Origin of the sequence: Kitasatospora sp. NPDC058048 (assembly GCF_042885555.1) — a bacterium.
Taxonomy (GTDB): domain Bacteria; phylum Actinomycetota; class Actinomycetes; order Streptomycetales; family Streptomycetaceae; genus Kitasatospora; species Kitasatospora lactacystinica.
Genome location: NZ_JBHVRT010000027.1, coordinates 61,679 through 84,393, shown reverse-complemented (window position 1 = coordinate 84,393; position 22,715 = coordinate 61,679). Strand labels below are relative to the sequence as shown.

Here is a 22,715-nt window from a genome sequence, read left to right as displayed (position 1 = left end):
TTCGGCAACCGGCCGGGATGCGTCAGACTGGTGTCCCGTGAGTGACTCCCCCATGAACCCCGCACCGACCGGGCATGCCCGGGTGATCCTGCTCTCCGGGCCCTCCGGGTCGGGGAAGTCCTCGCTGGCCGAGCGCAGCGGCCTGCCGGTGCTCCAGCTCGACGACTTCTACAAGGACGGGGACGACCCGACCCTGCCGCGGCTGCCGGACGGCGCCGTCGACTGGGACTCCCCGCTGGCCTGGCACCGCGACCGGGCCGTCGCCGCGATCCGCGCCCTGCACGAGCACGGGCGCACGGACGTCCCCGTGTACTCGATCCCGGACAACGGCCGGATCGGCACCCGCGGCCTGGATCTGGGCGGGGCGGGCGCGTTCATCGCGGAGGGCATATTCGCCGCCGAGATCACCGCCGAGTGCGCCGACCAGGGCCTGCTGGGCGACGCCCTGTGCCTGCGCAACGGCGCGCTCACCACGGCCTGGCGCCGGCTGCGCCGGGACGTCCGGGAGGGCCGCAAGTCGCTGCCGGTGCTGCTGCGCCGCGGCCTGCGGCTGATGCGGGCCGAACGGTCCATCGTCGGGCGGCAGGTCGCGCTCGGCTCGTACGCGTGCGCCGGCCCGGAGGCCGAGCGGCGGATCCGCGCCGCGGCCCGGAGCACCGAGCTCTCCGCGGCCTGAACCCCGGGGCCGGATCCCGCGCCCCGGACCGGCCCGCGCCGCGGGGCCGGGACACCCAGGACATGACGAAGGGCCCGGTGCGTCTCCCCCGCACCGGGCCCTTCGCCTTCCCCGAACGGTCCTCGGCTCCCCCACGGGCGTGCTCCCCCGAGCCGCTGCCCCCGGACCGTGACCGTCCGCTTCCCGTCCCCCGACGGGAGTCCTCGTTACGCGACCAGCTCGCCGAACGCCCGGACGGTGTCGCCCGACTTGTTCAGGTGCTCGTCCTCGCGCAGCCGGCGCAGGGCGCGCCAGATGCTGCTCTTGACCGTGCCGACGCTGATCCCCAGCACGTCGGCGATCTCCGGGTCGGTCTTGCCCTCGTAGTACCGCAGCACCAGCATGGTGCGCTGGTTCTCCGGCAGCTTCGCCAGCGCCTGCCAGAGCACGGTGCGCAGCTCGGTGCCGCCCATCGCGTCGGTGTCGCCGGCCGTCTCCGGCAGCTCCTCGGTCGGGTACTCGTTGACCTTGCGGCGCCGCCAGGCGGAGATGTGCAGGTTGGTCATGGTGCGGCGGAGGTACCCGCCGACCGCGGCCTTGTCGGTGATCCGGCCCCAGGCCCGGTAGGTGCTGAAGAGCGCGCTCTGCAGCAGGTCCTCGGCCTCGTAGCGGTCACCGGTCAGGTGGTAGGCCGTGGCGTACAGGGAGGCGCGGCGCTCGCGCACGTACGCGGTGAACTCCGTGATGTGGTCCTCCGCGACGGCCGGGTGCTCCCCCTGCGCGCCTCCCTGTCCCGCCTCGGTGGTGCGGGCCGCGGCGGGGTTCAGCCGCAGCAGCGTCGCACCGGCGGCCTCACGACCGGTCGGCTCCCCCGAACCGACCGTCCGCAGACCGTTCCCCCCGGTCCCCCGGTTACCCCCCGGGACGTCCTTGCCCTCGACGCGGACGGGGAGGATCCCCCGCAGCGTGAGGGTGTTGGCGGAGTCGGCCGAACTCCCCAGACGGCCGATCCCGTACAGCTCCCCCGCCCTGCCGCCGCCGCTCACCCGACGGGCGCCAGGGTTTCCACCGGTGCTGTGCGCGCACCCCCGCACGGTCACGGCACCGGAGTTCTCGTCGGTCCTGACCTCGTACCGGGTCCGGTGGGACGTGGCTGACGAACGCGCGGTGCGGACAGCCGGGTTGGTCCGGGTCTGAAGCATGGCGTTCATCGTGCGCCCCCTGGGTCGGTACGAGCGGTTCCGGTAGCCGCCCTTCAGCCGGCCTTGCGGCCCGCTGTCCTGCGGCGACATGGAAAATCCTGCCCGCCGGTTGTGATGGCGCTGTCCGCCGACTGTCACAGGGGTGTCACAGGAGGGGGCCGAACATCCCGGACCGCCTCCCTCCGTACCGGACGCCGGTGGCGTCCGTTCCGGTTCCCGGAGGGACGGTGGGTGGTCCGGGGGGTGATTCGGCGCGGCCGGTGGGCCAAAATGGGGCCGTGCCTTTCCTCCTTCTGATCGAGGACGACGACGCCATCCGGACCGGCCTCGAACTCGCTCTCACCCGCCAGGGCCACCGCGTGGCCACCGCCGCCTCCGGCGAGGACGGCCTGAGGCTCTTCAAGGAGCAGCGGCCCGACCTGATCGTTCTGGACGTGATGCTGCCCGGGATCGACGGCTTCGAGGTGTGCCGCCGGATCCGCCGCACCGACCAGCTGCCGATCATCCTGCTCACCGCGCGCTCGGACGACATCGACGTGGTGGTGGGCCTGGAGTCCGGCGCGGACGACTACGTCGTGAAGCCGGTGCAGCCACGCGTGCTGGACGCCCGGATCCGGGCGGTGCTGCGGCGCGGCGAACGGGAGAGCTCGGACTCCTCCGCCTACGGCAGCGTGGTGATCGACCGCGCGGCGATGACCGTCACCAAGGACGGACAGGACCTCCAGCTCACCCCGACCGAGCTGCGGCTGCTGCTGGAGCTCAGCCGCCGCCCCGGCCAGGCGCTCTCCCGCCAGCAGCTGCTGCGGCTGGTCTGGGAGCACGACTACCTCGGCGACTCCCGCCTGGTGGACGCGTGCGTGCAGCGGCTGCGGGCCAAGGTCGAGGACGTGCCGTCCGCGCCGACGCTGATCCGCACCGTCCGCGGGGTGGGTTACCGGCTGGACCCGCCGGCCTGACCCCGAACACCTCCGACCAGCCCCACCCGCCCCTGAACTCCCGTACCACGACAGGCTCTTGTGACTGACCATCAGACGACTGCCCGGCGGTTCCCGACGGGCCGGTGGCGTCGGCTGCGCTCCCTGCGGGTGCGGCTGATCGCGGTGTTCGCGGCCGTCGCGCTGCTCGCCGCCGTCTCGGCCTCCGGTATCGCGTACTGGCTGAACCGCGACGCGGTGCTCAAGCGCGCCCAGGACACCGCGCTGAACGACTTCCGGGTCTCGCTCACCCGCAACGTCTCCGAGCTGCCGCTGAACGCGAGCTGCCCGGAACTGGCCGCGCTGGCGTCCAACGTGGCCAGCTCCGGGCTGACGTACGACGTGGTGGTGGTCGACGCGGCGCACCCGGAGTGCACGGCCTCCTCCGACCCCGCGAACTTCACGCTCGCGGACGTCCCGGCGGCGCTGCAGTCCACCGTCGCCAAGCCGCGCGAGATCACCGAGAACAACCCGTACCCGTACCACCTGTACTGGCAGCGGCAAAACCTGGAGGGCCGGCCGTTCGTGATCGGCGGCACCAAGGTGGTGCCGAACGGCCCGACGGCGTACATGTTCAAGTCGCTGGAGAACGAGCGGGCCGACCTCAACACGCTGGGCTGGTCGCTGGCCATCGCCACGCTGCTCGCGCTGATCGGCTCGGCGCTGCTCGCCCAGGCCGCCTCGGCGACCGTGCTGCGGCCGGTCAAGCGGCTCGGGGACGCCGCCCGCAGGCTCGGCGAGGGGCACCTGGACACCCGGCTGGAAGTCGAGGGCTCGGACGAACTCGCCGACCTGGCACGGACCTTCAACCGGGCCGCGGAGTCGCTGCACGAGCAGGTCGAGGAGCTGAGCGCGCGCGAGGCGCAGAGCCGGCGGTTCGTCGCCGACATGTCGCACGAGCTGCGCACCCCGCTGACCGCGATGACCGCCGTGACCGACATCCTGGAGGACGAGGCCGAGTCGCTGGACCCGATGATCGAGCCGGCCGTCCGGCTCGTGGTCAGCGAGACCCGGCGGCTGTCCGACCTGGTGGAGAACCTCATGGAGGTGACCCGCTTCGACGCCGGTACCGCCAGGCTGGTCGCCGACGAGGTGGACATCGCCGACCTGATCATGTCCTGCATCGACGGGCGGGCCTGGTACGACGCGGTCGAACTGGACGCCCCGCGCGGCATCCTGGCCGTGGTCGACCCGCGCCGGCTCGACGTGGTCTTCGCCAATCTCATCGGCAACGCGCTGAAGCACGGCGGCTCGCCGGTGCGGGTCGGGGTCCGGCAGGACGGGGAGTCGGTCGTGGTCGAGGTCTCCGACAGCGGTCCGGGCATCCCGGAGGACGTGCTGCCGCACGTCTTCGACCGCTTCTACAAGGCGGACCGCGGGCGGGCGCGCTCGGAGGGCAGCGGCCTCGGGCTGTCGATCGCGATGGCCAACGCGCAGATACACGGGGGAACGATCACGGCGGCGAACGGGGAGGTCGGCGCGGTGTTCACCCTGACCCTGCCGCTGGCCCCGCCGCCTCCGCCGTCAGCGGGCGGGACCGAGGACGGCCCCGCCGGCGACGCCGCCGAGGACAAGGACACCACGTGACCGCCCCCACCGACACCGCCGTCCCCCGCACCGCCCTGCGCCGCGGCGCCGGCGTGCTGCTGCTGCTCGCGCTGGCCTCCGGCTGCGGCATCCGGCCGACCGCCGTGCCGGTCGACGCCGGCGCGCCCGCCAGCCGGACGGCCTGCCCGACCACGCCGCACATACCGGCGGCCCTGGCCACCCCGCCGGGACCGGCCCCGACCGTGACCCCGACCCGTGGCACCAAGGCGGCCGTGAGTCCGAGCCCGTCGCCCACCCCGGTGACGCCGGGCAGCCCGCCGCCGGACAACGTGTTCGGCGCGGTGCCGACGACCTCGCCCTGCCGTTAGGGCGTGTCTGCCAATTCCCGCCGGGGAGGAGGGAGCGGACGGGACTCGGGGGGCGCGTTTGGGAATGTTCACGCCGGGTGTGGAACCGACGTGCCGTCGACCCACGTCCTTCCCCCCGTGCAGCGAGATGGCACCAGGACACGCGACGAGCGTTCCGGCGCGGGGACGGAGAGCAGCCCGGCGGCGGCCGTCCACCGTCCCCTCCGGTTGGCCGGGCTGGCGGGTCTCGCCGGCCACCTTGCACTGGCGCTCTGGCTGGTGCTGAGACCACTGCCGGTGGCCTGGGTGTACGACGCCAACCTGACGCCGCTCGCCTCGCTCCGCTCCTCCAGCGGCTGGCAGGTGGTCGGCGAACTCCTGCTGCTGGCCCCGCTCGGGGTCCTGCTGCCGCTGGCCGGCGGCCGGCTCCGGGCCCCCTGGCTGCCCTCCTTCCTGCGCACCACCGGCGTCTCCGCGCTGCTGGCGACCGCGCTGGAGTTCCTCTCGTCCTGGGCACCCGGGCACGTCCTCAACGTGGACCACATCCTGCTCGCCGTGGCCGGCGTGGCCGTCGCCCACCTCGCGCTCGTCCCCGGTCTGCGGCACCTGCTGCGGGACCGGCGGCCGCGGGCGCCCCGGATGACGGTGCTCTCCGTGCCGCCGGTGGCCGTCACCCCGGTCACGGCCGTCGCCCCCACACCCCGCCGGCGCGCCTACGCCGAACCGACGCCGCCCGCCCGCTGAGCCGGCCCCGGGGCCCGGACCACCCGGCCGCCGACCTCCACCAGCCCGCCCGGGCACGGTCCGGCCAGCAGCTGCGAGCCCCGGCCCTGGGTGACGGTCAGCGCCCGCCCCAGGCTCGCGGCCAGCAGCAGGGCGGCCGCTCCCGTCGCCTCGTCCTCGTCGATCCCGTCGCCCCGCCCGGGGAAGGCCCGGGCCCGTACGGTGCCGGCCGCCTCGTCCTGCCAGGCCCAGGCGTAGACCCACTCCCCCGGCGGCGGCACCTCCAGCGCCTCCACCTCGGCCGCCGAACCGTACTGCCGCAGCGTGCGCCCCGGGGCCCACTCCGGCCGGGCCGCGATCCGGGTCAGCCCGTCCGCGCGCCGCACCGCCACCTCGCCGGCGGCCGTGACCAGCCGGTCCACCCCGAGCAGCCAGGCCGCGCCCACGCACGGGTGGCCGGCGAACGGCAGGCGCACCGACGGGGTGTAGATGTCGATCTCCCCGCGCTCCGGGTCGTCGACGAACACCGTCTCGCTGAAGCCCAGTTCGCGGGCGATCCGCTGCCGGTCCGCACGCCCCGGAACGGCGGCGCCGTCGCGCACCACGCCGAGCGCGTTGCCGTGCCCGCCGTCCGGCCCGCAAAAGACCCGCAGCACCTCAAAATCCGTCATTTCCCACCTCGTCGACTGCCGCTGCGGCACAGCGCAATGACACCGTGACACAAAGGCGGCGACGAATGTCGGCCGCCTTTAGTACTGTGCGCTCTCGTCCCCGAACGGCGCCTGCCGTTTTTCTTCTTCCCTTCCCCAGGAAACCGCTTTGAACAATCTGGACTTCAGCGCCGAACCGCTCTTCTCCTGGTACGTCGTACTGCTGGCGCTCAGCGGCGTCATCATGGTGGCCCTCGGGGCCGCCGCCGGCGGGCTGAAGGCCGGCCTGCGCGTCCTCAACGTCGTCCTCGGCCTCGGCTTCCTCGGGTACGCCTATTACCTGGCGTTCGTCTTCGAGGGCGGCACGTACTACATCTTCTTCAAGGTGTTCATCCTGCCGGTCGGCATGATCGTCGCCTCGGTGAAGTCGCTCGTCGAACGCGGCAACGCCAAGCAGCAGCAGGCCGCCCAGGCGGCCGCCGCGTTCAACCCCAACGCGCCGCAGGGGGCCTTCAACCCGAACGCGCCGTTCAACCCCAACGCCCCGCAGGCCCCGTTCAACCCGAACGCCCCGCAGGCCCCGTACGCCCAGCAGCCGGGCGCGCCCGTCCCGCCGCAGGCCGGCGCCCCGGTTCCCCCGGTCGCGCCGCAGGCCGCTCCGCCCGCACCGCCGCAGGGCGGCGCGCCGTACCAGCCGGGCGTCCCCCCGCAGCCGGTGGCGGACAACCCGTACGCGCAGCCGCAGCCGCCGCAGAACCCGGTCGGCTGACCGCACCACCGGCTCGTACGCACACCTGAAGGCCCGTCCGTCCCCGCGCGACAGCGGGGGCGGACGGGCCTTCAGGCACGTCAGGGCCGGTTCCCGGCACCGCCCCGCACCCGGTTGCGGCGCCGCGCCACCACCAGGGTGCCGACGCCCATGGCGATCGCGGTCACCCCGGTGATCGCCATCGGCTCCGCGGCCGTGCCGCCACCGGTGGAGGCCAGCCGGGTGTCGGCGGCCGGGGCGGCCACCGCCCGCGGGCCGCCCGCCGCCGGGCTCGGCGCCATCGGAGGGGCCGCCGCCGGGACGACCGGGGCCGCGGACGGCTCCGCCGCCTCCGGGCCCGGGTCGGGGTCCTGGAACGCCGGAGCGGCCCTGGCGGTGGGACCCGTCGCGGACACGGTGATGAAGTCGGCCGCGGCGCCGACCGCCTCGGCCGCGCTCTCGCCCGGCTCCGGCAGGGTGTCCGCGACGGCGACCAGGGACTCGAACAGGATCGGCGCGTCCCTGGTGAAGGCCAGCCGGACCTCGACGGTGCGGCTCCCGCCCTTCGCCAGCGCGATGACGTCGGCGTTCCGGTCCCCGGTCCGCAGCCCGAGGCACAGCCAGGCCGGGTGCCCCGGGCTGTCGGCCGAGGTGGCCTCCCGCCACTGCCCGTCGGCGGCACGGAACTCGAACTTGACGGTGCTCGAAGGGAGTTCGGCCGCCCCCTGGAACACGGCCGCGGGCACGACCCGCAGGTCCCGGCCGCTCCGGTTGGTAAGGACCAGCGTGAACGGCTTCGCCTCCCCGCCCACCGTGAACGAGGTGGGCACGCCCTCGAACCCGACCTCCACGGTGGCCGCCGGGGTGGCCGGCGCCGTGGTCGGCACGGGGGTCGGCGCCGCCGCCGGGGCGACGACCAGGTCCGGGTGGCCGCTCTCCGCACCGGTGGTGCGCTGCTCCGGCGGCAGGGCCGGGTCCGAGACCACGGCGTCGAAGCCCGGCGTCACCCGCCCGGCAGGGGCGTCGGCGGTGACGGTGAGCCGCAGCCGGTAGACGGCCTCGGCGCCGGCCGCCAGCGACAGCACGGCGGGCTGGTCGAGCGCCCAGCGGGCGCCGGTGCCCGCGGCGTTCACCCCGGCATCCTGCCACTGGGCGGCGCCGGGCGACCGGTACTCCAGCCTGAAGTGGCCCTGCCCGGCACCGGCACCGGCACCGGTGTCCGCGAGGCCGAAGAACGAGGACGGGACGTCCAGCCGGTGGTCCGCGGTGTTCCGGAGCGTCGCGGTGAACTCCACCGCCGCGCCACCCGCCGTGACGGTGCCGGGAAGGCCCCCGAAAGTGATCGTGACCGGCGAGGGACGGGTCCGGGTGCCCGGGACCACCGCGACGGCCTGCGGCGCGGCGAGGACGGCCGGACCCTCGACGGCGGCCAGGCCGGAGGCCAGCGTGACGGCGGCGGTCGCGGTCAGGAATCTGCGATGCCGAATGCGCAATTCAACCTCACGAGAGAATGCGGGACAGAACCCATCAGGACGTGAAATCGCTTGCGCGAGAGGTCGTTCCACAACGAAGTCGGGCTTCTCGTCCGCCCCCCGGCCGACTGCGATCGGCAGCATCCTACCGAGCCGGCCCGGCCCCTTCGGACGGGCCCGGGCGCACGTTCCGGCCCTCGGCCCTCGGGGTCACCCTGAGGCCGACCCCGACGTCCGGCTACACCTACCCGGTGACCCTTCGGGGCGGAGAATCACCTGCCGGACGGAGGACCGGGGGCCGCCGGCGACGGAGTATGGAAGCAGCCCGCCGGACCGGCCGGACCGGGCCGCCACCACACGGAGACGACCATGACCGCGCGCCTCGCCCGCCCCCGCCACAACCGCGTCATCGCCGGCGTCTGCGCCGGGATCGCCGAACGCTTCGGCCTGACCCCGTGGACCGTCCGGCTGATCTTCCTGCTCTCCTGCCTGCTGCCCGGCCCCCAGTTCCTCCTCTACCTGGCCCTCTGGCTGCTGCTCCCCCAGGAGCCGTGAGCCCGGCGGCCCGTCGCCGTGCCGTGGGCCGGGGCGTGCCGGTCGGGCGCGCCCCGGACTTCAGCCGGTCAGGCCGGGGAGGGCCGGCAGGGTGCTGGTCAGCGCGCCGATCGGGGTCTTGTCCAGGCCCGGGACGGTCGGGAGGGCGGCACGCTGCTGGGTGACGCCGGCCAGCGGGGTCTCCCCGGCCGGGACGGCCTTGCCCACGCTCGGGGCGAGGGTGCCCAGCGTCTCGGTCACCTTGCCGGTGGCGGGCAGCTTGGCGGCGGTGTCGGTGACCGCACCGGTCACCGCCGGGTTCGTCAGCGCGCCGGTGGGCAGCCCGAGGCCGCCGGCCGCCTGGCCGTCGGCCGCGGAGGCGGTACCGGCGCCGACCGCCGCGATGGCGATGCCGAGCGCCGCGGTGCCCGCGGCCTTGAGAGCCTGCTTCATGGTGGGTCCCCTTTGGGTCCTCGTCGGTGGCCGACTTCACGTACGGGACCGACGGACGGGCGACCGCCGCCGAGCCGTATCGGCAATGACGGGCACACCGTAGTGAGCCGGTCACCCGGGAACCAAAGGGCATTCACTCACCCGAGTGAGTAGTCGGATGAACGCCAACTCTCATGCGGGAGCACGGCGTTCATCCGACCCGGCGGGCCCGGCGCACCGCCCCGGCGGCTCAGTTGCCGCCGGCGCCCACGCTGAACAGCCACTCCGACTTCAGCTCGGCGTAGCCCGGCTTGATCACGTCGCTGATCATCGCCAGCCGCTCGTCGAACGGCAGGAACGCGGACTTCATCGCGTTCACGGTGAACCACTCCAGGTCGCCCAGGGTGTAGCCGAAGGCCTCCACCACGTGGCCGAACTCCCGGCTCATGCTGGTGCCGCTCATCAGCCGGTTGTCGGTGTTCACGGTGACCCGGAACTTCAGCCGGCTGAGCAGCCCGATCGGGTGCTCGGCGTACGAGGCCGCGGCGCCGGTCTGGATGTTGGAGGTCGGGCACATCTCCAGCGGGATGCGCTTGTCGCGCACGTACGCGGCCAGCCGGCCGAGCTCGACCGTGCCGTCCTCGCCGACCGTGATGTCGTCGACGATCCGCACGCCGTGGCCGAGCCGGTCGGCGCCGCAGCACTGCAGGGCCTCCCAGATCGACGGCAGGCCGAAGGCCTCGCCCGCGTGGATGGTGAAGTGGTTGTTCTCGCCCTTGAGGTAGTCGAAGGCGGCCTGGTGGCGGGTGGGCGGGTAGCCGGCCTCGGCACCGGCGATGTCGAAGCCGACGACGCCCGAGTCCCGGTGGCGGTTGGCCAGTTCGGCGATCTCCTGCGAGCGGGCGGCGTGCCGCATCGCGGTGATCAGGGTGCCGATGCGGATCCGGTGGCCGGCTGCGCGGGCGTTGGCCTCGCCGAGGCGGAAGCCCTCCTGGACGGCCTCGACGACCTCGTCGAGGCTCAGCCCGGCCTCCAGGTGCTGCTCGGGGGCGTAGCGGACCTCGGCGTACACGACGCCGTCGGCGGCCAGGTCCTCGGCGCAGTCCGCGGCGACCTTGATCAGCGCCTCACGGGTCTGCATCACGGCGCAGGTGTGCGCGAAGGTCTCCAGGTAGCGGACCAGCGAGCCGGAGTCGGCGGCCTCGCGGAACCACTCGCCGAGCTCCTTGGCGTCGGTGGTGGGCAGGCCCTGGTAGCCGCAGGCGGCGGCCAGCTCGACCACGGTCTCCGGGCGCAGCCCGCCGTCCAGGTGGTCGTGCAGGAGGACCTTCGGCGCGCGGCGGATCTGGTCGGCGGTGGGGATGCGCGGGCCGGTGCCCGCGGTGGTGACGGGGATCTGCTGTTCCATTGCGGAAATATAGCCCCTACGCGCGTAGACCGACCACCGCGAACACCACCGGATGGTCCAAACTCCACGCGGAATTCCACCGCCCGGTCCATACGATCCGCCAAAACTCCGGACCGCCGCCGAGCGGGCGTCAGTCGTGCTGCAGCAGCCGCCCCCGCCGGGACAGCACGAAGTCCCGGAAGGTCCGCGCCGGCGGGGCCAGCGGCCGCCCCGCCGCCCAGGCCAGCCCGATCGCCCGGCGGGTGCGCGGCGCCGTCACCTCCAGCTCCACCACCCCCGGCCGCGGCACCAGGGCCGGCGGCAGCAGCGCCACCCCCAGCCCGGCCGCCACCAGCCCGCGCAGCGTCTCCGCCTCCTCCCCCTCGAACGCCAGCCGGGGGACGAACCCGGCCTGCGCGCAGAAGCCGTCCGTGATCGCGCGCAGCCCGTACCCCTGCTCCAGCCCGACGAACGGCTCCTCGGCCACCTCCGCCAGCCGGATCCGCCGCCGCCCGGCCAGCCGGTGGTCCGCCGGGACGACCAGGTGCAACCGCTGCTCGTCCAGCGGGCGGGCGGCGAACGCCGGGTCCTCCGGCAGCGGCGCGACCAGACAGAGGTCCAGCTCCCCGGCCCGCAGCCGCTCCAGCATCGCCGCGCCGTAGTCCTGGACCAGCTGGAACCGCACCCGCGGGTGCGCCGCGCGGAAGCCGCGCAGCAGCGCCGGCACCGCGTCCGGCCCCATCGTGTGCAGGAAACCGAAGGCCACCAGGCCCGCCTCCGGGTCCGCCTCCGCCCGGGCCGCCGCCGCACCGCGCTCGACCTCGGCCAGCGCCCGCTCCACCGAGGCCAGCAGCAGCCGGCCCGCCCGGGTCAGCTGCACCGTACGGCCCTGACGGGCCAGCAGGTCCACCCCCAGCTCCTCCTCCAGCCGGGCCACCGAGCGCGACAGCGTCGGCTGCGGCACCCCGAGCAGCGCGGCCGCCCGGGTCACGTGCTCCAGCCGGGCCACCGCCGCGAACCGGGCCAGCCGGGGCGCCAGCAGCACCGCCGGCTCCCGCGGTCCCAACTCGGCCCCCCGGTACCGCTGCTCGCCGCCGTCCGCCGACTCCGGACCGGACATCGCGCCACCACCTCGACTCATACGCCAGTGCATCGATCATCCACACTTCATGCATTGGACGCATCAACGGCGCCAGGCCTACGGTCGACGACATGCAGCCCGCCGATACCGGGGCATCCGTGACCACCCCGGATGCCCCCGCCACCGCCCCCTCCTCCGCCGCCACCGCGGACGACCGCCACCGCCCCGGCCAGCGCGGCTTCCGCCGCGCCAACCTCGCCCTGTTCGCCGCCGGGGTCGCGACCTTCGTCCTGCTCTACTCCACCCAGGGCCTGCTGCCGATCCTCTCGGCCGATCTCGACCTCACCCCCGGCCAGGCCAGCTGGACGGCCTCCGCCGCCACCCTCGGCCTCGCCCTCGGGCTGCTCCCGGCCAGCGCGCTCTCCGACAAGTACGGCCGCACCGCGGTGATGACGGCCTCCACCCTCGCCGCCTCCGCCCTCGCGCTCGCCCTGCCCTTCGCGCCGGACCTCACCGCCCTCGTCACCCTGCGGGTCCTCCAGGGCGCCGCCCTCGCCGGGCTCCCCGCCACCGCCATGGCCTACCTCGCCGAGGAGGTCCACCCCAGCGCGCTGCCCTCCGCGATGGGCCTGTACGTGGCCGGCAACAGCATCGGCGGAATGGGCGGCCGGCTGCTCTCCGGCTGGACCGCCGCCGGACTCGGCTGGCGCTGGGGCCTCGCCGCCTCCGCCGTCCTCGCCCTGCTCGCCACGCTCGCCTTCCGGCTGCTGCTCCCCGCGGCCCGGCACTTCACCCCCGCCCCGGTGGACGCCCGCGCGCTCGCCCGGACCGTCGGACGGCATCTGCGCAACCCGCTGCTGGTGCGGCTGTACGCGCTCGGGATGCTGTTCATGGCCGTGTTCGGCGCGGTCTACAACACCGTCGGCTACCGGCTGATCTCCGCGCCGTTCCACCTGCCGGAGTCGATCGCCGCCTCGATCTTCGTGGTCTACCTGGTCGGCACCGGCACCTCCGCCGCCGCCGGCCGGCTCTCCGGCCGCCTCGGCCGGCGCGGCGCCCTCTACGTCTCCATCGGCGTGACCGCGGCCGGCCTGCTGCTCTCCCTCGCCGAGTCCCTGGTCTGCGCCCTGCTCGGCCTGGTCCTGATCACCGCCGGCTTCTTCGCCGGCCACGCCACCGCCTCCTCCTCGGTCGGCCGCACCGCCACCGAGGGCCGCGCCCAGGCCTCCGCCCTCTACCTGATCGCCTACTACCTCGGCAACAGCCTCGGCGGCACCCTCGGCGCCGACGCCTACCACGCCACCGGCTGGCCCGGCGCCGCCGCCGTCGGGCTCGCCGCCATGACCCTCGCCGCAGCCGTCACCCTCTACGCCACCCACCGGGCCCACGCGGCCCGCCGAACGGGGCAGCTGGGCAGACTTTCCGCCAGGTAGACTTTCCTCATGGCAGACCTCAAGCGCCGCCGACGTCCCCACTTGGTGTCCACTCCCGTGCGGAAGAAGGGCGTGGTCACCATTCCGCAGGAGATAAGAGAGCAGCTGGACCTCCAGGAGGGCGACCAACTGGTTGTCGCGGTGGAGGACGGCCGCATCGTGCTGACCCCGGCCTCGGTCATCCCGGACGACCAGGCGTGGTTCTGGAGCGGCTCCTGGCAGGAGAAGGAGCAGGAGGTCGACGAGGCGATCGCCGCGGGCGAGCGGGGCGAGGTATTCCAGGACGGGGACGCCTTCCTCCAGTCGCTCGCCGACGAGGCCGGTCTCGACCTGGGGGAGATCAAGCGCCGTGCCGACGTATGAGTCACTGGCTCACTTCCTGCGCGACTGGAAGGGCCTGACCGCCGCGCAGAAGGCCGCGTTCCTGGTCGCGGTGACCCAGTTCGTCACCGACCTCCGAGCCGGACAGGGCTTCCGCCGAGGCCTGCGGGTGAAGAAGATGCAGGGCCATCCGGACATCTGGGAGATGACCTGGGCCCCGGACGGCCGGGCGACCTTCAGCTACGGAACCCCGGTCCAGGACGGCGAGCCGCACATCGTCTGGCGCCGGATCGGCACCCACGACATCTTCGGCCGCCCCTGATCGGGGAAAACGCCGGGCCGCCCACCGGTGCACCGGTGGGCGGCCCGTTCACGACCGCCCTCAGGCGATGCGGTCGAGGACGATCGGGTTCGGGGTGAAAGCGGTGCCCGCCGGGGCGACCTCGATGCCGCCGGCCAGGGCCTCGACGGCGTAGTCGAAGCGCTCCGGGGTGTCGGTGTGCAGGGTCAGCAGGGGCTGGCCGGCCACCACGGTGTCGCCGGGCTTGGCGTGCATCTCGATGCCGGCGCCGGCCTGGACCGGGTCCTCCTTGCGGGCGCGGCCGGCGCCCAGGCGCCAGGCGCTGACGCCGATCGCGTAGGCGTCCAGCGTGGTGAGGACGCCGGAGGCGGGGGCCGGGATGACGTGCTGCTCGCGGGCGACCGGGAGCGGGGCGTCGACGTCGCCGCCCTGGGCGGCGATCATGCGGCGCCAGTGGTCCATCGCGGAGCCGTCGCGCAGCGCGTCGGCCGGGTCCTTGCCCTGCACGCCGGCCGCGGCGAGCATCTCGCGGGCGAGCGCGAGGGTCAGCTCGACGACGTCGGCCGGGCCGCCGCCCGCGAGCACCTCCAGGGACTCCCGGACCTCCAGCGCGTTGCCCGCGGTGAGGCCGAGCGGGGTGGACATGTCGGTGAGCAGCGCGACGGTGTTGACCCCGGCGGTGGTGCCCAGGCCGACCATGGTGCGGGCGAGTTCGCGGGCGTCGTCCAGGTTCTTCATGAACGCGCCGGAGCCGACCTTGACGTCCAGGACCAGCGCGCCGGTGCCCTCGGCGATCTTCTTCGACATGATCGAGGAGGCGATCAGCGGGATGGCCTCGACGGTGCCGGTGACGTCGCGCAGCGCGTACAGCTTCTTGTCGGCCGGCGCGAGGCCGTCGCCCGCCGCGCAGATCACCGCGCCGGCGGAGCCCAGCACGTCCATCATCTCCTCGTTGGAGAGCAGGGCGCGCCAGCCGGGGATGGACTCCAGCTTGTCCAGGGTGCCGCCGGTGTGGCCGAGGCCGCGGCCGGACAGCTGCGGAACGGCGGCGCCGCAGGCGGCGACCAGCGGGGCGAGCGGCAGGGTGATCTTGTCGCCGACGCCGCCGGTGGAGTGCTTGTCACTGGTGGGCAGCGGCAGCGAGGAGAAGTCCATCCGGACGCCGGAGCGGATCATGGCGTCGGTCCAGCGGCTGATCTCGTGCGGCTTCATCCCGTTCAGCAGGATCGCCATCGCCAGCGCGGACATCTGCTCGTCGGCGACCTCACCGCGGGTGTAGGCGTCGATGACCCAGTCGATCTGAGCGTCGCTCAGCTCTCCGCGATCGCGCTTGGTCCTGATGACGGAGATGGCGTCCATGCGTGCTCCAAGAGGGGTTTCAAAAGCGAAGAGTGTCGCGAGATGACCGGGTTCCGGCCCACTCGCGACACTCTACGCGCGTAACAATTGCTGCGGCTAGGGCCAACCGGGCCCTTAGAGCCGCTCCGGCCCGAACGCGTCGGGAAGGACCTCGCTCATCGGCTTCACGCCCGAGGCCAGCTCGACCAGCAGCCCCGGACCGCCGTGCTCGTACAGCAGTTGGCGGCAGCGCCCGCACGGCATCAGCAGTTCGCCGGCGCCGTCCACGCAGGTGAAGGCGACCAGCCGGCCGCCGCCGGAGGAGTGCAGCGCGGACACCAGCCCGCACTCGGCGCACAGCCCGAGCCCGTACGAGGCGTTCTCGACGTTGCAGCCGGTGACCACCCTGCCGTCGTCCACCAGGGCGGCCGCGCCGACCGGGAACCTGCTGTACGGCGCGTACGCGCGGCCCATGGCCTCGCGCGCCGCCGCACGCAGCAGCTCCCAGTCGATCGCGGGCGGCGCCGCGGGCGCGGAGGTGGTCACTTGCCCTGGCCCTTGCGGTAGATCTGACCGTCCGCCTTCGGCATCCGCAGGCGCTGCGAGGCCAGCGAGAGCACCACCAGGGTGATCACGTACGGCGTGGCGACGATCAGCGGGCGCTGCACCTCGTCGGTCAGCGAGTACCAGGCGATCAGGCCGCCGGCCACCACGAAGGAGACCGCCGTCGCGGTGTACTTGCGGCGGTACAGCTGCCAGAGCGCGAACAGGATCATCGCGATGCCGACGATCAGGATCAGCACGTGCACCGACTCCGGGTCGCGCAGCTGGAGGCTGTCGGTGAAGCCGAACAGGCCGGCGCCCATGGCGAGGCCACCGGGCATCCAGTTGCCGAAGATCATCGCGGCGAGGCCGATGAAGCCGCGGCCGAGGGTCTGGCCGTCCTTGTAGAAGTGCGCCGCGACCAGCGAGAGGTACGCCCCGCCGAGGCCGGCGAAGGCGCCGGAGGCGATGACCGCGAGGTACTTGTACTTGTAGACGTTGACGCCCAGCGACTCGGCGGCGGTGGGGTTCTCACCGCAGGAGCGCAGCCGAAGGCCGAACACCGTGCGCCAGAGCGCGAAGTAGCTGACCACGATCAGCGCGCCGGCCAGCAGCACGACCACCGAGATGTTGGTGACCAGGCCGCCGAGCACGCCCGCGACGTCCGAGACGAAGAACCAGTGGTGGCTCTCGATGCTCTTCAGCCCGGAGGACAGGCCCGGGACGGTGATGTACGGCAGCGGGTCCGCCGGCGGGGACTGGTTCTGGCCGGCGCCGACCGAGATGTAGTCCTTGTAGTAGATCCGGTTGACGTACGCGCAGATGCCGGGGATCAGCAGGTTGATGCCGACGCCGGAGACGATGTGGTCGACGCCGAAGGTGACGGTGACGACCGCGTGCAGCAGGCCGCCGACCGCCCCGCCCAGCATGCCGGCCAGCAGGCCGACCCACGGGTTGACCAGGTAGCCCGCCCAGGCCCCGCAGAAGGTGCCGGCGACCATCATGCCTTCGAGACCGATGTTGACCACACCGGCCCGCTCGGACCAGAGACCGCCCAGACCGGCCATGCCGATCGGCACGGCGGCGCCGAGCGCGGCGGTGACCTGCCCGGAGGAGGTCAGCGAGTGGTTGCCGGTGGCCAGGCCCACGGCGGAGAACAGCATCAGGGCGCCCGCGATCAGGAGCAGGACGACCGGCCAGGACAGCTTGCGCTTCTTCGCGGGTGCGCCCGACGCCTTCGGACGGGCAGCCGTTGCCGTGCTCATGCGGACACCTCCTTCTTCTCACTGTTCGCGGCAGCCTGGGCGGCGAGCTGGGCGCCGACCTTCTGCTGCTGACGCTTCAGGCCGTAGCGGCGCACCAGCTCGTACGCGACGACGACGCAGATGACGATGGTGCCCTTCATGACGTCGACGATCTCGAACGGGAAGCCGCCCTGGAGCGGCAGCTGCGAGCCGGTGGCGTCCAGGAAGGCGAACAGCAGCGCGGCGAACGCGATGCCGATCGGGCTGTTCCGACCGAGCAGAGCGACCGAGATGCCCAGGAAGCCCAGGTTCAGCTGGAAGGTCTGCCCGAAGTAGTACGAGTTCTGCAGCAGCTCCGGCAGGCCGATCAGACCGGCGATGGCGCCCGAGACGACCATCGAGACGACCACCATGCGCTTGACGTTCACGCCGGAGGCGGTCGCGGCGGTCTCCGAGCGGCCGGTGGCGCGCAGGTCGAAGCCGAAGCGGGTGCGGGTCAGGGTGACCTGGAAGATCACGCCGACCAGGACGGCGACGAAGAGGAAGCCCCAGAGCTTCCCGCCGTTCGTCTCCATCGAGAAGAAGTGGCTGGACTGCGAGATCGGCGCGGTCTGCACCGAGTTGCTGGTGCCGCTGACCTTCGGCGCGAAGATGCCGGGGACGAGCAGCAGACCGATGATCGCGGTCGCGATCGAGTTCAGCATGATGGTCGAGATGACCTCGCTGACGCCGCGGTAGACCTTCAGCAGACCGGCGATGCTCGCGTACAGACCGCCGACCACCATGGCGGTGAGCAGCAGCAGCGGGATCTGGATGAAGGCCGGCAGGTCCACCTTGGCGCCGACGAAGGCCGCGAACAGCGCCGCGACCTTGTACTGGCCCTCGACGCCGATGTTGAACAGGTTCATCCGGAACCCGAACGCGGCGGCCGCGGCGGCCAGGTAGTACGTGGTGGTCCGGTTGAGGATGTTCACCTGGCCGTCGGCCTTGCCGGCGTTGGTGATCATCAGGTCCCACGCGTCGAACGGGTTCTTGCCCGAGGTCGCCAGCAGGACGGAACAGATCGCGACGGAGAGCAGGACCGCGAGCACCGGCGCCGCCAGCGCGAGCACGATCCGCTCACCGTTGAACCGCTGGGCCAGACCGGGCTTCGCGGCGGCGGGGTTGGGACTGGTCATGGGTTACTCCCCCGCCTGCGGGTCGTCGGCGGTGTCGGTGGGCTGGTGCCCGGCCTCGGCCTCGGTGCCCTCGGCCGCGACGGCCTGCGCCTCGGCGACGGCCTCCGGCTCGGACTCCAGGTGGCCCCTGGCGGCACCGGTCATCGCGGTACCGAGGTCCTCGGCGGTGACGGTGGCCGGGTCGGCGTCGGCGACCAGGCGGCCGCGGTAGATGACCCGGATCGTGTCGGACAGGCCGATCAGCTCGTCCAGGTCGGCGGAGATCAGCAGGACGGCCAGGCCGGCCCGCTGGGCGACCCGGATGTGCTCCCAGATCTGCGCCTGCGCGCCGACGTCCACACCGCGGGTGGGGTGGGCGGCGATCAGCAGCTTGGGCTGGTGGCTCATCTCGCGGCCGATGATCAGCTTCTGCTGGTTGCCGCCGGAGAGCGAGGCCGCGGTGACCTCGATGCCGGGAGTGCGGACGTCGTACTCCTCGACGATCCGCCAGGTGTCCGCGCGGGCGGCGGCCGGGTCGAGCAGCACGCCCTTGGAGTTGGGCGCCTCGGTGACGTGCCCGAGGATGCGGTTCTCCCAGAGCGGGGCCTCCAGCAGCAGGCCGTGCCGGTGGCGGTCCTCGGGGATGTAGCCGATGCCGGCCTCGCGGCGGGCCCGGGTCAGGGTGCCGGAGAGGTCCTTGCCGTCCAGGGTGACGGTGCCGGCGTTCAGCGGCAGCATCCCCATGACGGCCTCGACCAGCTCGGCCTGGCCGTTGCCCTCGACACCGGCGATGCCGAGGATCTCGCCCTTGTGGATGCGCAGCGAGATGTCGTCGAGGACGACGCGCTCGATGCCCTCGGCGTCGGTCTTGGCGATCCGCAGGCCTTCGACGTCGAGCATCACGGTCTCGGTGACGGTCGACTCGCGGCTCTCCGGGGAGGGCAGCTCGGCGCCGACCATCAGCTCGGCGAGCTGCCGGGCGGTGACGGCCTTCGGGTCGGCGTCGCCGACCGTGGTGCCGCGCCGGATGACGCTGATCGCGTCGGCCACCGCGAGCACCTCGTGCAGCTTGTGCGAGATGAAGATGACGGTGACGCCCTCGGACTTGAGCTCGCGCAGGTTGTCGAACAGCGCGTCGACCTCCTGCGGGACGAGCACGGCCGTGGGTTCGTCGAGGATCAGGATCTTGGCGCCGCGGTACAGCACCTTGAGGATCTCGACGCGCTGGCGGTCGGCGACGCCGAGGTCCTCGACCAGGGCGTCCGGGCGCACGCCCAGGCCGTACTGGTCGGAGATCTCCTTGATCTTCGCCTTCGCCCTGGCGCCGATGCCGTGGAGCTTCTCGCCGCCGAGGACGACGTTCTCCCACACCGTGAGGTTGTCGGCGAGCATGAAGTGCTGGTGCACCATGCCGACGCCGCGCGAGATGGCGTCGCCGGGGGTGTTGAACTCGCACTGCTCGCCGTTGATCGCGATGGTGCCCTCGTCCGGCTTCTGCATGCCGTAGAGGATCTTCATCAGCGTCGACTTGCCGGCGCCGTTCTCACCCATCAGGGCGTGCACGGTCCCGGTGCGGACGGTGAGGTTGATGTCGTGGTTGGCCACGACACCCGGGAAGCGCTTGGTGATGCCGCGCAGTTCGACGGCCGGTGTCGCCGTCCCCGCGCTGGGGGTGCCGTCCTTGCGCAGGGGGACGGGGTCGGATGCGGTGATGGCGGTCTCCTGGTGGTCTGGAGGCGCGTCGTTGCGCTCGGAGGGCCAAGGGGGAACGGAGAGACGGAACGGGGCCCGGGGGGTACGCGTTGAGCGCACCCTGCCGGGCCCCTCCCGTGAACTGTGTGGTGCGTCGCCCTGCCGGGCAGGCGGCGGGCTCTGCGGCGTCCGGGACGCGCGGTGCTTACTTGACCGGCGCGGTCGGAATGGTGGTGGCGCCGGACTTGATCGCGTCGGCGGCGACCTTCAGCTTGTCCTGGATGTCGTCGATCTTGCCGCCGGTGGTGGCGAGCGAGACGCCCTCGGCCTTCAGGTCGAACAGCTTGACGCCGGTCGGGCTCTGGCCCTGCTTGACCGACTGGATGTACGAGAACACCGCGGTGTCGACGTTCTTGACCATCGAGGTCATGATGCTGTTCTTGTACTTCGCCAGGGCCGGCTGGCTGGCCTGGTCGGAGTCGACACCGATGGCCAGGGCGCCCGACTTGTTGGCGACGGCCTCGATGGCGCCGTTGCCGGAGGAGCCGGCGGCGGTGTAGATGACGTCCGCGCCCTTGTCGAGCTGGCCCTGGGCGGCCTCCTTGCCCTTGTCGGGCGAGGCGAAGCCGGTGAAGTCCGGCGGGGTGCTCAGGTAGGTGGTCTCGACCGTGATGCTCGGGTCGACGGACTTCACACCCGCCGTGTAACCGGCCTCGAACTTCTTGATCAGCTCGGACTGCACACCGCCGATGAAGCCGACGTGCTTGGCCTTCGACTTGTTCGCGGCGGCGACACCGGCCAGGTACGAGCCCTCCTGCTCGGCGAAGAGCAGCGAGGTGACGTTGGCCGGCTGGTCCTTGTCGTTCGAGTCGATGATCGCGAACTTGACCGTCGGGTTGTCCTTGGCGACCTTGTCGACCGCCGGCTGGTAGACGAAGCCGACCGCGATGATCGTCTTGTAACCCGCGTCGATCAGGTTCTTGAGACGGGTCTCCTTGTCGGCCTCGGCCTCGTTCTGCTTGGCCTCGGCCTCGGTCACGGAGACGCCCAGCTCGGACTTGGCCTTGTCGAGGCCACGGGCGGCGGAGTCGTTGAACGACTGGTCGCCGCGGCCGCCGATGTCGTAGGCCATGCCGACCTTGAGCGAACCGTCGCCCGAGCCGGAAGAGGAGGAGTCGGTGCTCTTTGCGCCGCAAGCGGCGAGCGAGGCCATGCCCAGGGAACCCGAGAGCACAACCGCGGCGAGCTTCATTGAACGGCGCAAGGGGATATCTCCTTCTACACGCAACCGTTTGGCGTGGTCGGACGCCACCGTAACGCGCGTAGAACACGGTTGTGTTACGGGGTGCCGGAGCATACGGGTTGTTATCAAACCGTGGTCTGATGTTCTCCCCGGGGCTCTTATCCCCCGCGCGGACGGTGGTCCGAGGTCGGTTCGGTCAGTTTACGTAACCCCGACGGGACCCCGGATCCGGCCGTTCCGCTTCGCTCCGGCCGCACCGCCCCCGGACCTGCCGTCAGCTGCCGTCAGCCTCCAGGGCCAGCGCCGAGAACAGTTCCACGCCGATGCCGATCGCCCGCTCGTCCACGTCGAACCGGCCCTGGTGCAGGTCCCGGACCGTGGCGTCGCCGGGGGCGCGGACGCCGAGCCGGGCCAGCGCGCCCGGGGCGTGCTCCAGGTACCAGGAGAAGTCCTCGCCGCCCAGGCTCTGCTCGGTGCCCTCCACCACCACGGCGCCGTCCCCGCCGAAGCGGGCGTGCATCGCCCCGTCCAGCAGGGCGACCGAGACCGCCTCGTTCACCACCGGCGGCACCCCGCGGTGGTAGTCCAGCGTCCACTTGGCCCGGTGGGTCTCGGACAGCTTGGCGATCAGCTCGTGCAGCAGGTCCGGCGCCTCCCGCCAGCCGTCCAGCTCCAGGCAGCGAACGGTGCCCTCCAGCTCGGCGTGCTGCGGGATGACGTTGGGCGCGGAACCGGAGGCGATCCGCCCCCAGACCAGGCTGACGCCCCAGCGCGGGTCCATCCGGCGGGCCAGCGCCCCCGGGAGGTCGGCGGCCGTCCTGGCGACCGCGGTGACCAGGTCCGTGGTCAGGTGCGGACGGGCGGTGTGCCCGCCGGGGCCGTCCAGGTGCAGCACCAGGCGGTCGCAGGCCGAGGTGATCGCCCCGACCCGCAGGGCGATCCGGCCGACCTCCACCTTCGGGTCGCAGTGCACCGCGAAGATCCGCCCGACACCCGCCATCCCGTCGGCCTTGATGACGTCCAGCGCGCCGCCCGGCATGACCTCCTCGGCGGGCTGGAACACCAGCCTGACGGGGCGGCGCAGCTCGCCGGCGCGGGCGGCCTCGGCCAGCACCAGGCCGGTGCCGAGCACCACCGAGGTGTGCACGTCGTGGCCGCAGGCGTGGGCCCGGCCGGGGACGGTGGAGCGGTACGGCACGTCGGTCTTGGCGTCGTCGATCGGCAGCGCGTCGATGTCGGCGCGGAAGGCCAGGAACTCCGTTCCCGGGGCGGTGCCGGGCGGGACGATGTCGACGAGCATGCCGGTGCCGCCGGGCAGCACCCGGGGTTCGAGCCCGGCGGCCGCCAGCCGGTCGCGCAGCAGCCCGGTGGTTCGGAACTCCTGGCGGCCCAGCTCCGGGTGCCGGTGCAGATCACGACGGAAGGCGACCAGCTCGGGCTCCAGCTCCCGGACCCGGTCGCGCAGATCGGCGGCGGGGCGTGGGGCGGCGAGAGTGGTGCCCGGCTGAGCGGGCTCAGGACGGTTCATCTCGCCAATCGTAGGCCTGTTGGGGGGATTTGGCCCGACTTCCGGAAAACTAGTCCCCGGATGGGTGCATACCGGCCGGACACGTGGGTATGACATCTTGTTTCAGCCGCCTTCCCCGGGTTGCGTGCCCTGTGCAACGACCACCCCGGCCGACGGTCACGG

23 protein-coding genes are annotated in these 22,715 nt (G+C 72.9%); 10 read left to right on the top strand and 13 right to left on the bottom strand.

Features of this window, described 5'->3' with window-relative positions; translation table 11 throughout:
• The first annotated feature begins 52 nt into the window (after positions 1 to 52).
• Positions 53 to 676: an ATP-binding protein gene (locus tag ACFVVA_RS26440; protein WP_387693312.1), complete on the top strand. Its 624-nt coding sequence runs from the start codon at positions 53 to 55 to the stop codon at positions 674 to 676.
• Between the two features lie 206 nt (positions 677 to 882).
• Here ACFVVA_RS26440 and ACFVVA_RS26435 read toward each other — a convergent pair whose 3' ends face one another.
• A complete protein-coding gene (locus ACFVVA_RS26435; RefSeq protein WP_387693310.1) occupies positions 883 to 1,755 on the bottom strand; it encodes a SigE family RNA polymerase sigma factor in 873 nt (290 codons plus the stop codon).
• Between the two features lie 380 nt (positions 1,756 to 2,135).
• On the opposite strand from ACFVVA_RS26435, the gene ACFVVA_RS26430 reads away from it, so the two are divergent.
• The 4 genes from ACFVVA_RS26430 to ACFVVA_RS26415 all read left to right on the top strand — a co-directional run bounded on the left by ACFVVA_RS26430 (position 2,136) and on the right by ACFVVA_RS26415 (position 5,470).
• Positions 2,136 to 2,813 (top strand): response regulator transcription factor, encoded by a 678-nt coding sequence (locus ACFVVA_RS26430; protein WP_030257458.1) that lies wholly within the window; start codon positions 2,136 to 2,138, stop codon positions 2,811 to 2,813.
• A gap of 60 nt (positions 2,814 to 2,873) precedes the next feature.
• On the top strand, positions 2,874 to 4,418 hold the full coding sequence (locus tag ACFVVA_RS26425; RefSeq protein WP_387693247.1) for an ATP-binding protein: 1,545 nt from the start codon (positions 2,874 to 2,876) through the stop codon (positions 4,416 to 4,418).
• A complete protein-coding gene (locus tag ACFVVA_RS26420) occupies positions 4,415 to 4,747 on the top strand; it encodes a hypothetical protein (RefSeq protein ID WP_387693245.1) in 333 nt (110 codons plus the stop codon). Before ACFVVA_RS26425 ends, ACFVVA_RS26420 begins: the two co-directional genes overlap by 4 nt.
• 117 nt (positions 4,748 to 4,864) lie before the next feature.
• Positions 4,865 to 5,470 (top strand): VanZ family protein, encoded by a 606-nt coding sequence (locus ACFVVA_RS26415; protein WP_387693243.1) that lies wholly within the window; start codon positions 4,865 to 4,867, stop codon positions 5,468 to 5,470.
• Here the strand turns inward: ACFVVA_RS26415 and ACFVVA_RS26410 are convergent.
• On the bottom strand, positions 5,440 to 6,120 hold the full coding sequence (locus ACFVVA_RS26410; RefSeq protein WP_387693241.1) for a PhzF family phenazine biosynthesis protein: 681 nt from the start codon (positions 6,118 to 6,120) through the stop codon (positions 5,440 to 5,442). The genes ACFVVA_RS26415 and ACFVVA_RS26410 overlap by 31 nt on opposite strands.
• Positions 6,121 to 6,268: 148 nt before the next feature.
• Between ACFVVA_RS26410 and ACFVVA_RS26405 the strand changes: the two genes are divergently transcribed.
• Positions 6,269 to 6,868, top strand: a complete 600-nt coding sequence (locus ACFVVA_RS26405) for a hypothetical protein (protein WP_387693239.1) — start codon at positions 6,269 to 6,271, stop codon at positions 6,866 to 6,868.
• Between the two features lie 80 nt (positions 6,869 to 6,948).
• Here ACFVVA_RS26405 and ACFVVA_RS26400 read toward each other — a convergent pair whose 3' ends face one another.
• Positions 6,949 to 8,340, bottom strand: coding sequence for a hypothetical protein (locus tag ACFVVA_RS26400; protein ID WP_387693237.1), 1,392 nt, complete (start codon positions 8,338 to 8,340; stop codon positions 6,949 to 6,951).
• 348 nt (positions 8,341 to 8,688) lie between these two features.
• On the opposite strand from ACFVVA_RS26400, the gene ACFVVA_RS26395 reads away from it, so the two are divergent.
• On the top strand, positions 8,689 to 8,874 hold the full coding sequence (locus tag ACFVVA_RS26395; protein ID WP_387693235.1) for a PspC domain-containing protein: 186 nt from the start codon (positions 8,689 to 8,691) through the stop codon (positions 8,872 to 8,874).
• Positions 8,875 to 8,934: 60 nt separating this feature from the next.
• On the opposite strand, the gene ACFVVA_RS26390 is transcribed toward ACFVVA_RS26395, so the two are convergent.
• The 3 genes from ACFVVA_RS26390 to ACFVVA_RS26380 form a co-directional block, all read right to left on the bottom strand.
• Positions 8,935 to 9,306 (bottom strand): ATP-binding protein, encoded by a 372-nt coding sequence (locus ACFVVA_RS26390; protein ID WP_359911518.1) that lies wholly within the window; start codon positions 9,304 to 9,306, stop codon positions 8,935 to 8,937.
• Between the two features lie 229 nt (positions 9,307 to 9,535).
• A complete protein-coding gene (locus ACFVVA_RS26385; protein WP_387693233.1) occupies positions 9,536 to 10,693 on the bottom strand; it encodes an adenosine deaminase in 1,158 nt (385 codons plus the stop codon).
• Between the two features lie 130 nt (positions 10,694 to 10,823).
• Complete coding sequence (locus ACFVVA_RS26380; RefSeq protein ID WP_387693231.1) at positions 10,824 to 11,792, bottom strand: LysR family transcriptional regulator; 969 nt, start codon at positions 11,790 to 11,792, stop codon at positions 10,824 to 10,826.
• Between the two features lie 92 nt (positions 11,793 to 11,884).
• Between ACFVVA_RS26380 and ACFVVA_RS26375 the strand changes: the two genes are divergently transcribed.
• The 3 genes from ACFVVA_RS26375 to ACFVVA_RS26365 are packed head-to-tail and all read left to right on the top strand — an operon-like array spanning position 11,885 to position 13,829.
• The gene (locus ACFVVA_RS26375; protein ID WP_387693228.1) at positions 11,885 to 13,186 is read left to right on the top strand and encodes an MFS transporter; all 1,302 of its coding nucleotides are present in this window, start codon (positions 11,885 to 11,887) and stop codon (positions 13,184 to 13,186) included.
• Positions 13,187 to 13,195: 9 nt separating this feature from the next.
• The gene (locus ACFVVA_RS26370) at positions 13,196 to 13,549 is read left to right on the top strand and encodes an AbrB/MazE/SpoVT family DNA-binding domain-containing protein (protein ID WP_387693226.1); all 354 of its coding nucleotides are present in this window, start codon (positions 13,196 to 13,198) and stop codon (positions 13,547 to 13,549) included.
• Entirely contained in the window at positions 13,536 to 13,829 is a 294-nt protein-coding gene (locus ACFVVA_RS26365) for a hypothetical protein (RefSeq protein WP_387693224.1), read from the top strand. The genes ACFVVA_RS26370 and ACFVVA_RS26365 overlap by 14 nt, the downstream gene beginning before the upstream one ends.
• Before the next feature lie 60 nt (positions 13,830 to 13,889).
• Here the strand turns inward: ACFVVA_RS26365 and ACFVVA_RS26360 are convergent, their stop codons facing one another.
• The 7 genes from ACFVVA_RS26360 to ACFVVA_RS26330 form a co-directional block, all read right to left on the bottom strand.
• On the bottom strand, positions 13,890 to 15,167 hold the full coding sequence (locus ACFVVA_RS26360) for a thymidine phosphorylase (protein WP_387693222.1): 1,278 nt from the start codon (positions 15,165 to 15,167) through the stop codon (positions 13,890 to 13,892).
• 114 nt (positions 15,168 to 15,281) lie between these two features.
• A complete protein-coding gene (locus ACFVVA_RS26355; protein WP_387693220.1) occupies positions 15,282 to 15,692 on the bottom strand; it encodes a cytidine deaminase in 411 nt (136 codons plus the stop codon).
• On the bottom strand, positions 15,689 to 16,954 hold the full coding sequence (locus tag ACFVVA_RS26350; protein ID WP_387693218.1) for an ABC transporter permease: 1,266 nt from the start codon (positions 16,952 to 16,954) through the stop codon (positions 15,689 to 15,691). The genes ACFVVA_RS26355 and ACFVVA_RS26350 overlap by 4 nt, the downstream gene beginning before the upstream one ends.
• Complete coding sequence (locus tag ACFVVA_RS26345) at positions 16,951 to 18,111, bottom strand: ABC transporter permease (RefSeq protein ID WP_387693216.1); 1,161 nt, start codon at positions 18,109 to 18,111, stop codon at positions 16,951 to 16,953. Before ACFVVA_RS26345 ends, ACFVVA_RS26350 begins: the two co-directional genes overlap by 4 nt.
• Before the next feature lie 3 nt (positions 18,112 to 18,114).
• Positions 18,115 to 19,641 (bottom strand): ABC transporter ATP-binding protein, encoded by a 1,527-nt coding sequence (locus tag ACFVVA_RS26340; RefSeq protein WP_387693308.1) that lies wholly within the window; start codon positions 19,639 to 19,641, stop codon positions 18,115 to 18,117.
• A 346-nt stretch (positions 19,642 to 19,987) separates the two neighbouring features.
• Positions 19,988 to 21,046, bottom strand: a complete 1,059-nt coding sequence (locus ACFVVA_RS26335; protein WP_387693214.1) for a BMP family protein — start codon at positions 21,044 to 21,046, stop codon at positions 19,988 to 19,990.
• A gap of 253 nt (positions 21,047 to 21,299) precedes the next feature.
• A complete protein-coding gene (locus tag ACFVVA_RS26330) occupies positions 21,300 to 22,553 on the bottom strand; it encodes an amidohydrolase (RefSeq protein ID WP_387693212.1) in 1,254 nt (417 codons plus the stop codon).
• Positions 22,554 to 22,715: the final 162 nt, after the last annotated feature.